The sequence below is a fragment of the Globicatella sulfidifaciens DSM 15739 genome (assembly GCF_900167405.1).
In the GTDB taxonomy this organism is placed as follows: domain Bacteria; phylum Bacillota; class Bacilli; order Lactobacillales; family Aerococcaceae; genus Globicatella; species Globicatella sulfidifaciens.
Genome location: NZ_FUWO01000008.1, coordinates 67,415 through 83,604, shown reverse-complemented (window position 1 = coordinate 83,604; position 16,190 = coordinate 67,415). Strand labels below are relative to the sequence as shown.

Here is a 16,190-nt window from a genome sequence, read left to right as displayed (position 1 = left end):
AGAGTTGTCAATGGTTTTTTATCGTGGAAAACTAGGCTGTATTAATTTTTAATAAATTGAGTAAAGAAGCAATTGATGATTTTTCGATTAATTTTGGATTGTATATTAATACAAAACGTTGAGTTAGATCAATATCTGGTAAGTATATTTGTGCGACTTGTCCAGACTTTAAATCATTTTCGATGGTAGAACGATAAAAGAAACTTAATTTATTTTGTTGTTGGATAATATGACTAATTAAACTGATATTTCCAATATGACTAACATTATTAAATGAATCAATTGAATAATTTTGAGCCTTTAATTGACAATGCAAGGATTGATAAAGCCCCGAGTCAGTTTCTCTTAAAACAAAGGTTTCTTGATCTAAATCGCTAAGTCTTACCTTTTGATGTGCAAAGGGATGATTCTGATTACAAATTAATACTATTTCATCACAATAAAATTCATATTCATTATATTCCCCTTTCTTGTCTAAAGGACCTGAGATAAGAGCACAATCAATCTCTTGGTTATTTAATTTATTAAGTAGAACAGCATGGTTTTCGATAATGAGATGATAAGAAAATTGGTGGAAATCTTGTGACAATATGTTGGTGTATTTTGGTATAAAATATTCACCAATAGTATGACTGGCACCGATTATTAAATTATTTTGATTTGATTTCCGAGAAAAATATTGTTTGATTTCATTGATTTTATTCGAAATTAAAGATAATTCTTCAACTAAATAGTGTCCATCTTCTGACAGAGATAGTGTTTTATTTTTATATGTAAATAGTTTTATTTTTAAATCCTCTTCAATTGCTTGGATATGTTTAGTTACAGTGGGCTGAGTCAATGATAATTTTTCAGCTGTACGTGTATAGTTTAATTGTTTTGCAAGTTCTAAAAAAGTAACATAACGATTGTCTAACATAGTACGGCTCCTCAATATCGTGATTTACAAGTAATTTTACTATATCAAACTATGGGAGGGCATTCAAATAGATAATCCTAACTTTATCGTTAATTAAAAATTTTTAATGATTTTAATGATAAATTGACATAAAGACTAAAAAAACCTGTAAAATCAGCTTTTACAGGTTTTTAATAATTAACCCGACTTCTTCACTTCATATCGACGTGCGACTAATGATAAAGAATAACATACAATGAAATATAGAACCGCGGAAATAAAGAATACTTGTAAAATAACATCGACATCTTGGTTATAGATAATTTTCGCATTATGCATAATTTCCGGTAAGGCAATAATCGTCGCTAAAGACGTATCTTTAATTAAGGCAATTAATTGACTTACAATCGCTGAAATCATATTACGGATTGCTTGGGGTAATAAGATTAAGCTTAAGACTTGCCAAGTATTTAATCCAGATGCGTATCCGGCTTCTTTTTGTCCACTAGGTAAACCTTTTAATCCAGCGCGGATAATTTCTGAAATCATGGCTGATTCGAAAATAGTCATGGCGGTTACTGTCGACCAGAAGATAGATAAACGAATGCCAATTTGTGGTAATGCAAAATAAGTAAAGAAGATAATTAATAATAAGGGTAAATTACGAACGGTATCGATTAATAAAGCGAGCAAATCTGACACGATCGGTATATTTTCATAACGTAAAGTACCCAAAATAATCCCAAAAATTAAACTTAAAATGATGGTCACGGCAGCGACACCAATGGTCACCCATAATCCGTTTAATAAGAAAGAAAATTGATTGCCGGTAATAAATAATAATGTTGTCATCTAAATTCCTCCTATCGGCTGGTTTGACTTTGACGTTCTTCTAGGCGTTTAACCATTAGACTGATTGGTACAGTAATGATCAAGTAGAAGATTCCGACGATAATATAGGTGCCGAAGACATTATAGGTTTCACTGACAATTAAGTCGCCTTGATACATTAAATCTAGGCCAGCCACCATTGCGAAGATAGAGGAGTTTTTGACGAGGTTAATCATTTGATTGCCTAATGGTGGTAACACCAATTTTAATGCTTGAGGCAAGATAATTAAAAACATTACTTGATTTTTAGATAAACCACTAGCTAAACCAGCCTCTCTTTGACCGGCTGGAATCGATGAGATCCCGCTTTTTACGACATCAGCAACGAAAGAAGAGGTATAGATACTTAAGCCAATGACTCCAGACATAAAGCCGCTAATATCAATTCCCGATAATGGCACAACGACATAGAAAAACATAACAATAATTAAAAGGGGAATGTTACGAAAAACTTCGATGTAGGCAGTAGCGAAGCCGCTAAGTAGTTTGTTGTCAGAAGTTTGAGCAATGGCCATACCAATCCCAATGATAAAGCTAGCTATTAGAACAATTAGGGAGGCTAATAATGTGTAACCAAATCCAGATAAAAATTGTCCTGAATAAGTATTAAAAAGCTCGAACATCTTATTCAGCTCCTTTCGCTAATAATTCTCCAAACCATTTATTGTAGATTTGGTCATAGGTTCCATCCGCTTGCATGTCAGCAAGGTGTTGATTAATCTGAGATAAAAATCCTTCTTGTTGTTTATTAACAGCAATCCCATAAGGTTCATCGGTAAAGTTTTCACTGACAACACGATAGCCGTCGTTTCCAACTAATAAACCTAAAAGAATGGCATTATCAGTCGTAACGGCATCACCTTGACCTGCTTTTAGTGCGGTAAAGCCATCGGCATAGGTTTCCAATTCGATGATATTGGCTGCGGGTGCAGCTTCACGAATATTTTTAGCACTAGTTGATCCTTTAACCGTAATAACCGTATGCTCAGCCGTTAAATCCTTAACAGAATTAATATTAGCATCATTAGCAACTAATAAAGATTGCCCAGCTGCAAAATAGACATCACTAAAGTCAACGACTTTTTTACGAGCATCGGTGATAGTCATGGTAGCGATAATTGCGTCGATATTTCCGTTTTTTAGTAAAGGAATACGGGTTTTACTGGTAACTTCAATAAAGCGAGCATTTTCAGCATCACCGGTAATACGACGAGTTAATTCTTTCGCAATATCAATATCAAATCCTTCAATTTCTTGAGTTTCAACATTATAATAACCAAATAATTTCGTATCGTTTTTAACGCCCCATAGGATAGTTTGATCTTTTCCGGATAAGCGCTCAGCCACATCTTTAGTTAATGATTTTGAGGCAGCTTGATTAAAGACTAAGAGGAAAATCGCGATAATCGCAATAAACAATAGATAGGCGATTGTTTTACTGTGTTTTTTATAAGACTTCATACAATCACCTCTTAATGGCGAATAATCTTACTTAGGAATTGGACCGCTCTTTCTTCTTTCGGTTGAGCAAAGAAATCATCAGAAGGGCTGTCTTCTACGATTTCACCTTGGTCCATAAAGATAACACGGTCGGAAACTTCTTTCGCAAATCCCATCTCGTGAGTAACCACAACTAACGTAATCCCTGCAGCTTTTGCGACTGAATTCATTACTTCTAAAACTTCGCCAACCATTTCAGGGTCTAGTGCTGAGGTTGGTTCATCAAATAGCATAATGTTTGGTTTCATTGCCATCGCTCTCGCAATCGCAACACGTTGTTTTTGACCCCCAGATAACATCGTAGGATAGCTGTCAATTTTATCTAGCATCCCGACTTGATCTAATAACTCTTTCGCTAGTTTTTCAGCTTCGGCTTTAGGTTTCTTTAATACTTTTGTTGGTGCTAAGGTAATATTTTCTAAAACGGTCATATGCGGATAAAGCTCAAAATGTTGAAATACCATCCCGATATGCTTACGAATATTTTTTAAATCAACGTTTGGTGCATTCAATTGATCATCATCAATCCATAATTCTCCACTATCAATAGATTCTAAGCCATTGATTGTTCTAAGTAGAGTACTTTTACCTGAACCAGAAGGGCCAATTAATACGACAACCTCTCCTGTCTCAATCTTTAAATTTATATTTTTAAGTGCATGATAGTTTCCATAGTATTTATCAACTTGTTTAAATTCGATTGTCATAGTTGATACCTCCTAAAATTTTTATTATTAGAATAACATTAAATTTAAATTAAATAAAGTCTTATATTCCAAACGATGTAAGAAAATATTACATGAAATAACAACGACCTGTCAAATAAGTATCTCATTGACTATTGAGAGCAAAAAAATACACTTAATAAATATCGTTAGGCCATGGTGCGGTAATCATAACCGAAGTGATGATGATGGTTTGTAATACGAATAAAAATTTTAATCAGTATAGTGCGTGATGAATAGATAAAAAAGTAAAATGCCGTGAAGAAAAACGGTTTTAAGGCGGGTGCTATCTATTATAAGATTTGCAAACGCAATAATCCTACGTTTTGTACTAAAAAAATAAAAACAATCCTCACATATGATGATGATGACGCTTTTAGAAAACGTTATCATGAGAGTGTGAGATAAAACAAGGCACAAAAGGAGTGTTCAATATGTCAAATATCAAGACGGTTGGGGTAGTTGGAGCAGGCGCTATGGGTTCAGGTATTGCAAACCTTTTTGCGCAAAATGGATATCAAGTTATTTTGCGTGATGTAGAAGAACGTTTTATTCAAGCTGGTATGGATCGCATTACTAAGTTTATGGAAGGTTCTGTAAAACGTGGTAAATTAACTCAAGAACAAATGGATGAAACATTAGGACGTATTCGTACAACAACAGATTTAAATGAGTTTAAAGAAGTTGACTTTGTTGTTGAAGCAATCATCGAAAAAATGGATATCAAACAAGCAGTGTTTAAAGAATTAGAGGGCATTGTACGTGAAGATGTTATCTTATCAACCAATACTTCATCATTATCTATTACTGAAATCGCCAGTGTATTAGATAATCCAGCACGCTTTGCGGGTATGCACTTCTTTAACCCAGCACAAGTAATGAAATTATGTGAAATTATTTATGGATTAGAAACAAGTGATGAAACTATCAATATTGTTAAAGAATTAGCTGAAAGCATTCGTAAAGAAGTGGTTATCGTTAAGAAAGACGTTCCAGGATTCATCGTTAACCGTATTATGATTCCTCAATTCATTGAAGCAATCAAAGTATTAGAAGAAGGAATTGCTTCTAAAGAAGATATCGATAAAGCAATGCGTTATGGTTTAAATCACCCAATGGGTGCATTTGAATTACAAGACTATGCAGGGGTAGATATTGGTTACCATGTAATGAACTACTTTGCTAAAGAATTTGGTGACAATCGTTGGACACCACCTACTTTATTAAAAAATATGATTCGTGCAGGACGTAATGGTAAGAAATCTGGAAAAGGTTTCTACGATTACGACAAAAAATAATTTTCTAAAAGGCTATAAAATATAAAAAAATAAAAATTTGGAGGTATCCTCATGGTAAAAGAATCAAGAGCAGATAAGTTGTTTAATAGTGGCGAAATGTTTTATTCAGACTTATATAACTATGCAGATGCATTAACTGATGGTGAAAAAGAAGTCTTAAAAGAATTAGAAGAAGTATTAGAAAAAGACTTAAAACCTTTATTAGCTGAAAATTGGCATAATGCAACTTTCCCATTAGAAGCATTCCAAAAAGTAATTGATATGCGCTTAATGGATGATCCACGTTTATTAGAAGGACGTGAAGATGGACGTATCTCAGAATTATTCCGTGGATTCCGTGCTTATACTTTAGCGAAAACTGACCCAGTATTAGGAACTTTCTATACAGCTAATGGCGGTCTTTTCCATGAGTGTGTTCGCGTGGGTGGTAGTGAAGAGCAAATCGCTCAATTAATGCCTGGAGTTTACTCTTGGGAAGGTTTAGGCGTATTAGCAATGACTGAACCTGATCATGGTTCTGATATCGCAGGTGGTATGGGAGCAACAGCGAAACGTGAAGGCGACCACTGGATTTTAAATGGTCACAAAAAATGGATCGGTGCTGGTGCACTTGCTAAATGGCATGCATTCTTTGCTCGTGACGTTGATGACAATCAAGTGAAATTATTCTATGTAGAGCGTGAATCTGAAGGGGTAGAAACTTTTGTAACACCTCAAAAAGCTTTCTTCCGTATGATGCCTAACGCAGAAATCATCTACCGTGATGTTAAAGTGCCTGAATCACAACGTGCTCAAAATGTTAACTCTTGGAAAGATTGTGCGAACATTTTACGTAATACACGTTCAGACGTTGCTTGGTTATTGGCTGGTGCTACAGCGGGTGCGTTCGAAGCAGCATTAAAATATACTCGTGAACGTGAACAATTCGGAAAACCAATTGCTAACTTCCAATTAATTCAAGAAAAATTAGCACGTATGGCAATGAATGCTCAAGCAACATTAGCGATTGCTGTTCGATTAGCTGAACAACAAGAACAAGGTATTTACCGTGAAGAAGCTTCTTCAATGGCTAAATTACACAATGGTTTCCGTGCTCGTGAAACAGCGGCATTAGCTCGTGAAGTAGCTGGAGGTAACGGAATTCTATTGAAATACGATATTCCAAGATTCTTCGCAGATATCGAAGGTATGTATACTTACGAAGGAACTCATGAAGTGAACTCATTAATTATTGGACGTCACTATACAGGATTATCAGCATTCATTTAATCAAACAAAAGAGTGTGGCCAGACTGCTGAAATTCTCAGTGGTTTGGCAATCACTCATTTAATAGAAAAGATAAGACAAAAAAAGGAGATATTTTATAATGTTAAATACTAAACAAGAAGAAATCGTAATCGTTGGTGCTGCCCGTACACCAGTTGGTGCTTACTTAGGAGATTTAAAAACAGTTCCAGTTGAAGTTTTAGGTGAAATAGCTTTAAAAGAAGCTGTTAAACGTTCAAACTTAGAAGTGTCTGACATTGATGAAGTTATTGTAGGGCACGTAACCGGAACTCAAACAACTAATAACTTAGGTAATATTATTGCGATTAACAGTGGATTAGACAATCGTTCAACTGGTATGACAATCAACCGTATTTGTGGTTCAGGTATCCAATCAGCAGTTTCTGCAACATTAGAATTATTACATTCAAACAAAAAAATCATTGCAGCAGGTGGGGCGGAATCATTATCTAGAGCACCTTTCTTCTTACCAGAAAGCGTTCGTTATGAAGGATTCAAAGCAGGTAACCAAGTATTGATCGATGCAAACTTAGAAGGACACTCTTCAGCTTCAGGTCGTGACTCTGGTATTCAACATATGGGTAATACAGCTGAAAATGTGGTTCGTAAATATGGAATTCCTCGTGAAAAACAAGATCAATTTGCAGTTGATTCACAAGCGAAAGCAGCCGAAGCAATGGAAAATGGTCGTTTTGCACAAGAAATCGTACCAGTAGAAATCGTAGGTCGTAAAGGTCAAGTAACTGTAGTTGAAAAAGATGGTCATCCAAGACCAGGTACAACATTAGAAAGCTTAGCAAAATTACGTCCAGCATTTGAAAAAGATGGAACTGTAACTGCAGGTAATGCTTCAGGATTAAATGATGGGGCTGCGTTTGAAATCTTTACTACTCAATCATTAGCTGAAGAAAAAGGTTTAGAAGTAATGGCTCGCGTAGTAGACTATCAAATTTCTGGTTGTGCACCTGAAACAATGGGATTAGGCCCAGTATTTGCGATTCGTGAAATGTTAGAGCGTCAAGGTATGGACTTAGTCAAAGATATTGATATCTTAGAAATTAACGAAGCATTCGCAGGTCAAACAATCGGATGTTTAATTGAATTAGGTATCGATATGGATACTGAATACTATCAAAATAACTTTAACCCACATGGTGGTGCAGTTGCTTTAGGACACCCATTAGGAATGTCAGGAGCGCGTATTATTACTTCATTATTATATGAATTCAAAAATAATCCTGATAAACGCTATGCAATTGCTTCAGCATGTATCGGTGGTGGACAAGGTATTGCGTTGTTATTAGAAAACGGCTATTACAAAGGTTAATAGGAGGAAATCATTAATGACACAAGAATTTACAGTAGCAGTAATTGGTGCCGGAACGATGGGTTCTGGTATCGCTCAAAAAATTGCCCAAGAAGGAATTAAATGTTATTTAGTAGATGTAAACCAAGCAGCTGTTGAACGCGGAATGGGCATCATTGAAAATATGTTAAACCAAGGGGTAGAACGTAAAGTTTTCACTGAACAATTTGTAAAAGAAACATTGGATCGTTTAATCCCAACAACAAATTATGAAGACTTAAAAGAAGTTGACTTCATTGTTGAAGCGGTATTTGAAGATGAACAAGTAAAAGCAGATGTATTAAGTAAATTAGATAAAATCTGTGATGAAAAGACCATCCTAAGCTCAAATACTTCAAGTTTCTATATTAAAAACTTAGCAAAATCAACTAATCGTCCTGATCGTTTCATTGGAATGCACTATTTCTTCCACCCAGCGAAAAATCGTTTATTAGAAATCATTTCTCATGAAAGTACGAGTGAAGAAACAGTTGCGATTGCTAACAAATTTGCCGATTTACACGGTAAAACTTCTATCACTGTTAAAGATGCTCCGGGCTTTGCGGTTAACCGTTTTTTTGTTCCATGGTTAACAGAATCTGTTCGTATTTACGAAGAAGGTTTAGCTAATAAAGCAACTATTGATGCAGCCGCTCGTGATGCCTTCAAGATTGGAATGGGACCATTCGCTTTAATGAATGCTACAGGAATTCCAGTTGCTTACCATTCTGCTAATACTTTAGCGCGTGAAATTTCAGAATTCTATAAACCGGCTGAGTTATTAAAAACACAAACTGAATCAAAAGAATTATGGGATGTTGAAGATGGCGAAGTAGACGAAAGCAAATTCGAAGCAGTGAAAGAACATTTATTAGCAACAGCGATTGGTGTAGCAGGTAAATTAGTTGACGAAGGTGTTGCAACTATTGAAGATGTTAACCGTGGTGCAGTAGTAGGTTTACGTTGGAAACAAGGACCATTCCAATTAGCTAATACAATTGGGGTTAAAGAAACCTATGAAATGACGAAACGTTTAGCTGAAAAAAGTCCTGGTTATGAATTAAGCGAAACCTTAAGAAAACAAGCTGAATTAGGTGAACCATTTGAGTTTAGCTTTGTCGATTATGAAGTAAAAGATGGTATTGCAAATATTCGCATTAACCGTCCAGAAGCAATGAATGCTTTAAACCCAACAGTAGTTGGTCAATTAGAAAAAGCGTTTAATGAAGCTGAAGCAGACGAAACGGTTAAAGGAATTGTCTTCTCAGGTGCAGGTAAAGCCTTTGTTGCGGGAGCTGACTTAAAATTCTTCGTAGATGCAATTAAAACAAATAACTTAGACAATAACTACAACTTCACTTCAGGTGGACATAAATTATTACGTCGCATCGAACAAAGTGAAAAAATAACGATTGCATTATTAGATGGTTTATCTTTAGGTGGTGGTTCTGAATTAGCCTTAGCATGTCAAGCAATTGTTGCAACTGAAAAAGGATCATTTGGTTTCCCTGAGAGTGGCTTAGGAATCTACCCTGGTTTAGGCGGTATGTTACGTACTAACCACCAAATTGGTAAAGAATTAGCGAAATATTTTGTCTTAACAGGAAAAGGTATTTCAGCTCAAGCAGCCAAAGATTTAGGCATTGTAACTAAATTAGTCGATGCAGCAGATGTTCAGTCAGCAATCAAAGATTTAGTTGAAAATGGTGCACCAGATAAATATCGTCAACGTGAAGTGCCAATGCAATACGCTGAAATTAAGCATGCCTTTAACGATGATAACTTTGAAAAAACAATCAAAGGCATTGCAGGCGACGGTGTTCGTGAAGAGTTCGCTCAAAAAACAGCTAAAACAATTGGTTACAAAGCACCCGGTATTTGTAAAGTCATTCCGAAAATGATTGATCGTCAAGCTGAAATGACGATTGATGAAGGAATTGAGTATGAATTATCTTTATTAAATGAAACTTTTGCGAAACCAGAAGCATTAATTGGATTAGAAGCATCGTTAGCAGGTAAGAGACCCGATTATAGCAGCCTAAATTAGTAGAACAAATAATACACGTCCCAGAGTGGATATTGTAAAAGGAGCATAAATGATGAGAATAGATTGGTTTGCTGATCGAGCACGTATCAGTGGTTCGAAAGTAGCAGTAATAGAAGCCGAGAAGGGCCGCGAGTGGACTTTTGACCAAATGAACCAACGTGCCATTAATTTAGCGGCTTATTTACAAGAGAAAGGGATTCAATCTGGGGATCGTGTTGCATTGTTTTCCTCAAATGACGTAGCCCATTTTGATTTTCTGTTAGCTTGTACAAAATTAGGAGCCATCTTTGTGCCGATGAATTGGCGCTTAAAAGATACGGAAGTCCTTCATGTTGTACAAAATTCAGAACCAAAATTGTTGGCTTATTCAAGAGTACATAAAACACGTTTAGGTCTAATATCGGAAGAATTACTCGATGTTGATATTGACAGTGAGGACTATGATGCGATTGTTGATCCTAGTAAAAATAAGACATTCCAACCCAATCAATCATTGACTGAAGAAGACATCGCAGTCTTGATTTATACAAGTGGTACGACAGGTTTGCCAAAAGGAGCAATGATTAGTCATCGCGCTATTATTAGTAATGGCTTAAACAGTATTCCAAGTTGGAACATTCATGCCGATGATCGTGGTATGACCACCACACCGATGTTTCATACAGCCGGACTCTTCTGTTTCACGATACCTATCTTGATGGCAGGAGGACAAATGGTTGTTCAACGCTTCTTTGATGCAGATGAGACCATCGAAATTATCCGTGATTTTAAACCGACAAAGGCCTTCTTTGTACCAACGATGTGCTATATGTTAGCACATTCGGATCTATTTAATAAAGAGAATTTGAGCTCTTTAAATTATATTATTTCTGGTGGTGCACCACTATCTGAGAATGTTTACCAGTTATTTGCCGATCATGATTTACCATTAGTGAACTCGTATGGACTAACGGAGATTGGACCAAATAATTTTTCAAATACACCAGAACGTCAAAGAATGAAGAAATTATCTGTTGGAAAACCAATCATGTTTAATAATGTGAGACTAGTAGATGATGAAGGCAATGACGTGCCGCAAGGTGAAGTGGGTAACTTGATTATTAGTAATAATGCTAAATTTAGTGGCTATTGGAATAATACAGAAGAAACAGCGAAAGTGCTGAAATATGATTTTGTCTTTACCGGAGACTTAGCACGTATGGATGAAGAGGGAGATTACTTTATCGTAGGGCGTAGTAAAGACATGATAATTACCGGTGGCGAAAATGTCTATCCTAGTGAAGTAGAAAAAGTGTTAAATAAATTCCCAGGAGTAGTCGATTCAGTAGTATTTGGTATTCCAGTTGAACAATGGGGTGAATCCGTGGTGGCAGCAGTCATTACCAAAGGCTTAGATGAATCCATTATTGAAGAGTTAAGCGAATATGCTAAGTTAAATTTAGCTGGCTATAAGACACCAAAACGTTACTATTTATTGGATGAATTTCCAAAAACACCGATTGGAAAAATCGATAAAAAAGCATTATTAGCGATGGCGCAAGAATTTGAAGAAGGTCGTCATGATTTAAGTAGACCTAGACAAATCATTATGTAATACAAATAGATTAAAATAACCTATTTAGGAGGAACAAGAATGAGCAAAGTAATTTCGTATCGTGAAGCCGCGAATTTAGTCAATGACGGCGATTTATTAGCAACCTTAACCTTTGGTTTAGGAGGACTACCAGAACAATTATTAGTAGGTGTTGAAGAACGATATCAGGAAGAACAACATCCAAAAGATATTACCTTTATGTGGTCGTGTGGAATTGGTAATAACCAATATGGTCGTGGAGCGGACCATATGACCGCGCCAGGATTAGTTAAACGATTAATTGCGGGTCACGTAGGATCATCTCCAGGCATGGTTGAAAAAATCGTTAATAATGAGTACGAAACCTATCTATGGCCACAAGGGGTTATTACCCAATTATACCGTGCCATTGCAGGACGTAAACCAATGTTAACGAAAGTCGGATTAAAAACATTCGTAGACCCTCGCTTAGAAGGTTCTCGTTCAACAACCATTACTAAAGAAGATATCATTAAGGTAGTTGAGTTAGACGGAGAAGAGTGGCTACAATACCCGAATTTAAAAATTGATGTTGCTTTCATCCGTGGATCTTATGCTGATGAAAATGGGAACGTATCAGTTAAAGATGAAACTTGTAAATTAGAACAATTAGAACTCGCAATGGCTACTAAAAACTCTGGTGGGATTGTCGTTGCGCAAGTAAAAGATGTTGTTCAAAATGGTTCAATTCATCCGAAAGATGTTCAAATTCCATTTGGTTTAGTTGATTATGTTGTAGTAGCAGAAGAAGAAAAATATCACCAACAAACAATGGGAACTTACTATAACCCTCGTTTAAGCGGCGATATTAAAGTGCCAGTTAAAACCGATAGCGTCAAACCAGCTAAATTAGATGTACGTAAAATTACTGCTCGTCGTGCTGCAATGCAATTACGTCCAGGGGATACCATTAACCTTGGCTTCGGTTCTCCAGATATGGTTGCGCAAGTCGCAAGTGAAGAAGGTGTAGCAGATCGTTACAATGCTACATTAGAGATGGGGTTATGGGGTGGAATTCCTGCAGTTGGCTTAGACTTTGGATCAGCTCTAAACCACGAGGCATCTATTCCAATGGCTAATCAATTCGACTTCTATGATGGTAACGGATTAGATTTAACCGTTTTAGGTATTGGAGAAATTGACCAATACGGTAATAATAACGTGACTAAATTCGGTCCGAAAGTACCAGGACCTGGCGGCTTTATCAATATTTCTCAAAACACGAAACGCATTGTCTTCATCGGTTCATTTACGGTAGGAGGTAAATCACACTGTGAAGATGGTAAGTTAGTCATTGATGATCAAGGTAAAGGACCTAAATTTATTAAGAATGTTGAACAAGTTTCATTCTCTGGTGAATATGCAATGGAATCAGGACAAGAAGTCTTATACATCACTGAGCGTGGAGTATTTGACTTATTCGAAGGACAAGTTCGCTTGATTGAAATTGCACCAGGTGTCGACTTACAAAAAGATATTTTAGATCAAATGGAATTTACTCCATTAATTTCAGAAGACCTAAAAGAAATGGATCCAGGTATCTTTAGTGAAAAATGGGGCGGTTTAGCAGCAATCATTGATGCGAACGCTAAATTAAACGAAAAATAAACAAATCATACAATACAAACTCTTTAAAGAAAAAGTCGGGAAGCTGGATACTTCCGGCTTTTTTGATTATTAAAATAAAACTGAATTAATATAAGGGCTCTATAACATTGAGTGGGAGTGGGCATAAACTTGATAAATTTTAGTCAAGATTATTGTTCATTAATTAATAACGCATTAGTTGAGTGGTCTCAACCTGCGTCTTAAAGATATGGAACATAAATTTGAAAAATTCAGTCAAATGAATGCTTATTCATTAAAAGCGCAGTGGTTGAGTGGCATCAACCTGCGTCTTAAGATAGCTGAGTATAATCTTGGAAAATTCAATCATGTTATTGTGCGTTAATTAAAAGCGCAGTGGTTGAGTGGCATCAAACTGCGTCTTAAAGATATTGAACATAAATTTGAAAAATTCAGTCAAATGAGTGCTTATTCATTAAAAGCGCAGTGGTTGAGTGGCATCAAACTGCGTCTTAAAGATATGGAACATAAATTTGAAAAATTCAGTCAAATGAATGCTTATTCCTTAAAAGCGCAGTGGTTGAGTGGCATCAAACTGCGTCTTAAGGACTTGTTTGATACCTACTCAACTGTGCGGGGGTAGGCCGACGAAGCAAAAATTATTTAATCTTCTACTTCTTGCCCACTCCCACTAGCCTTAATCACTTGAGAAATTGTTATTCTAATATAAGCAGTTAAATGTGTTTGAAAGTGCTTTTATATAGAGTGTTTCGTGTTATACTAAAGAGAGTATATATAAGTGAGGTCAAAATAAAATGACTAATTTAGAAACTAAACAATCACGAGAAGAGTTTATTCGTCATATAGAAGAACATATGAAGCAAGCTTCCCGTAAATTATTAAAAATAAATTCTAGAGATGAAATTATGACCGTTCTAGGAGAGAGTTTTAAAGAATTACTTAAATGTGACTTTGTTGGGATAGGTTTAAATTTAAATGGCTACTTAAGACTCCATTATTTATCAGGAGATATCGACATTGAAAAGATATTTCCTTATCCCACAGATAAAGTCAATCCGATATTGTATGAAAGAAGTATTAAATCCGATGATAATTATTTGGACCCTGATTCTGTTTTAATTCAATATTTTAAAAAGAGTGGTATTGATTCATGGTTTACAGTTCCGATAGCGGAGGATCATTCAGACTTAGGGATAATTATTGTAGGTTATTATGATACGCGTCCCTTTTTTAACGAAATGCGTGAATTATTTAAAGAGTTAGGTGCTTATGCAGCAATTGCGATGAAAATGATTCAACGTAATGAGTCGAGCCAACGTCAAATATTGTATTTTGCACAAGCCTCTCATCAACTGATGATGCAAAATTCAATTGAAGATCTGCTAGAGAAAGTGGTGACATTATCCGGTCGCGAATCGCGATCTCATTATACAGGGGTTTACTTACTCGATCAAGCGCATGAAGCTTTATTGCTACAAAAACCCACTTTTGGTTATGTCACGTTAGATGATTATATCCCACTTAGTAAAGGGAATTTATTAAAAGATTATTTACCGAGAGTGGAACAAATTGGTTATTCGCAAATCACGATACCATTAGTTATCAATGAACAAATGGTTGGCGCGATGGTATGCGAAAAACCAGCCGAACAGATTTTTTCTGGAAAAGATTTTGAGTTGCTGCAAACTTATGCGAATTATTTTAGTGCCATGTATGAAAACTTGTCATTGAGACGCCAAGAAAAAATACGTCGTCAAGAATTAGAGGAATTGTTTAATTTACAAAATAATTTAATTAAAAGTTCGTTAGAGCAAACGGATATTGATAAGATGAATCAACTATTAGGTGAATTTGTCGAACGGGATATTATTGTCTTTGATCAATTTTTAAATCCTTATTCTAAATATTTACAAAAAGATTCTAGTTTAGAACTCGATGTTTTAATGAAGGAAATTAAGAACTATAAGTTAAAACATGTTCATTTAGCTAGTGAATTTAGAATCTCAGTTCAAGATACAGAAATGGTTTTTAGACGAATTGAAGGTGACCGTGAGGCATTGGGATTTATTGCTTATTCTGAAAATAAGGTTAATTTGAATAAAGAAACGTTTAATTTGGCTATTTCAATGGCATTAAATATTTATGCAACCTTCTTCATGAAATATAAAATTGAACGAGATGCTTTAAATCAGTTGAAAAATAGTTTCGTTGGGACATTGTTCTCTGGAAAACCTCATGAAGAATTAAATCAAATCATTACTTATGCTTCATATTTCAACTTTGATATTGATAGTTCCTATGATGTAGGCTTATTAGCAATTGAAGATGTTGTACCTCATTCGGATGATTTAGTGGTGAGACGAATTGCGCGTAATACGGTGATGAATGAGTTGATTTATCATTTATCAAAATTCGATTCTAAATTAGTAACCGCTATTTATAAAGGAAGAATTGTACTGTTGAAAGCTATTCAGGGTGAAGAACCAGGTATTTATTGGCAAAAACTCTTTAGGACGATTCGAAAAGCTGTGAATCCCCAAATAGGGTTATGGATTGGCATAGGTGGGCAGGTATTAGAATTAAAAGATTACCGTGATCGTTATGACAAAGCGAAACATGTTTTAAATGTTATCCAAAGAACAGGACATGAACCAAACTTTGCGAGCTATGATGAGTTAGGTTCTTATGTGATTCTTAACGAATTAAATCAAATTGATGAAACAAAACTATTTGTTAAATCTCAATTAGGTAAGCTTTGGGATGCATCGATTGATAGTAGTATGGATTTATTTGAAACCTTAAGAGTCTATTTAAATAACCATTGTAGTGTCAAAGCGAGTGCAGACGAACTGTTTTTACACCGTTCAACCATGAATTATCGCTTAGAAAAAATTAAAGAGATTTTAGAAATAGAGTTGGATGATAATAAACATCAATTTAATTTACTATTAGCCTATCATTTGTTTGATCTTTTTGGAGAAAAATTATTTGAATAATAT

Annotated in this window: 13 protein-coding genes; 8 read left to right on the top strand and 5 right to left on the bottom strand. The window is 35.4% G+C overall.

The window, feature by feature from the left end; translation table 11 throughout:
• Positions 1-31: 31 nt before the first annotated feature.
• The 5 genes from B5D12_RS05680 to B5D12_RS05660 form a co-directional block, all read right to left on the bottom strand.
• Positions 32-919, bottom strand: a complete 888-nt coding sequence (locus B5D12_RS05680; RefSeq protein ID WP_078755893.1) for a LysR family transcriptional regulator — start codon at positions 917-919, stop codon at positions 32-34.
• 177 nt (positions 920-1,096) lie between these two features.
• Positions 1,097-1,750 carry an amino acid ABC transporter permease gene (locus B5D12_RS05675; RefSeq protein WP_078755892.1) on the bottom strand — a complete coding sequence of 218 codons (654 nt, stop codon included), beginning with the start codon at positions 1,748-1,750 and terminating at the stop codon, positions 1,097-1,099.
• A gap of 11 nt (positions 1,751-1,761) precedes the next feature.
• Entirely contained in the window at positions 1,762-2,412 is a 651-nt protein-coding gene (locus B5D12_RS05670) for an amino acid ABC transporter permease (RefSeq protein ID WP_078755891.1), read from the bottom strand.
• Between the two features lies 1 nt (position 2,413).
• Positions 2,414-3,250 (bottom strand): transporter substrate-binding domain-containing protein, encoded by an 837-nt coding sequence (locus B5D12_RS05665; RefSeq protein ID WP_078755890.1) that lies wholly within the window; start codon positions 3,248-3,250, stop codon positions 2,414-2,416.
• Between the two features lie 11 nt (positions 3,251-3,261).
• Positions 3,262-3,996, bottom strand: coding sequence for an amino acid ABC transporter ATP-binding protein (locus B5D12_RS05660; RefSeq protein WP_078755889.1), 735 nt, complete (start codon positions 3,994-3,996; stop codon positions 3,262-3,264).
• 452 nt (positions 3,997-4,448) lie between these two features.
• On the opposite strand from B5D12_RS05660, the gene B5D12_RS05655 reads away from it, so the two are divergent.
• From B5D12_RS05655 to B5D12_RS05620, 8 genes are all read left to right on the top strand, one after another.
• Entirely contained in the window at positions 4,449-5,312 is an 864-nt protein-coding gene (locus B5D12_RS05655; protein WP_078755888.1) for a 3-hydroxyacyl-CoA dehydrogenase family protein, read from the top strand.
• 51 nt (positions 5,313-5,363) lie between these two features.
• Entirely contained in the window at positions 5,364-6,581 is a 1,218-nt protein-coding gene (locus B5D12_RS05650; RefSeq protein ID WP_078755887.1) for an acyl-CoA dehydrogenase family protein, read from the top strand.
• 98 nt (positions 6,582-6,679) lie between these two features.
• The gene (locus B5D12_RS05645; protein WP_078755886.1) at positions 6,680-7,927 is read left to right on the top strand and encodes a thiolase family protein; all 1,248 of its coding nucleotides are present in this window, start codon (positions 6,680-6,682) and stop codon (positions 7,925-7,927) included.
• Between the two features lie 16 nt (positions 7,928-7,943).
• Positions 7,944-9,992 carry a 3-hydroxyacyl-CoA dehydrogenase/enoyl-CoA hydratase family protein gene (locus tag B5D12_RS05640; RefSeq protein ID WP_078755885.1) on the top strand — a complete coding sequence of 683 codons (2,049 nt, stop codon included), beginning with the start codon at positions 7,944-7,946 and terminating at the stop codon, positions 9,990-9,992.
• Between the two features lie 52 nt (positions 9,993-10,044).
• Positions 10,045-11,586 carry a long-chain-fatty-acid--CoA ligase FadD gene (gene fadD / locus B5D12_RS05635; RefSeq protein ID WP_078755884.1) on the top strand — a complete coding sequence of 514 codons (1,542 nt, stop codon included), beginning with the start codon at positions 10,045-10,047 and terminating at the stop codon, positions 11,584-11,586.
• A 39-nt stretch (positions 11,587-11,625) separates the two neighbouring features.
• Complete coding sequence (locus B5D12_RS05630) at positions 11,626-13,212, top strand: acyl CoA:acetate/3-ketoacid CoA transferase (protein ID WP_078755883.1); 1,587 nt, start codon at positions 11,626-11,628, stop codon at positions 13,210-13,212.
• Between the two features lie 358 nt (positions 13,213-13,570).
• The gene (locus B5D12_RS05625) at positions 13,571-13,813 is read left to right on the top strand and encodes a hypothetical protein (RefSeq protein ID WP_078755882.1); all 243 of its coding nucleotides are present in this window, start codon (positions 13,571-13,573) and stop codon (positions 13,811-13,813) included.
• Between the two features lie 172 nt (positions 13,814-13,985).
• Entirely contained in the window at positions 13,986-16,187 is a 2,202-nt protein-coding gene (locus tag B5D12_RS05620; protein WP_078755881.1) for a helix-turn-helix domain-containing protein, read from the top strand.
• The last annotated feature ends 3 nt before the right edge of the window (positions 16,188-16,190 follow it).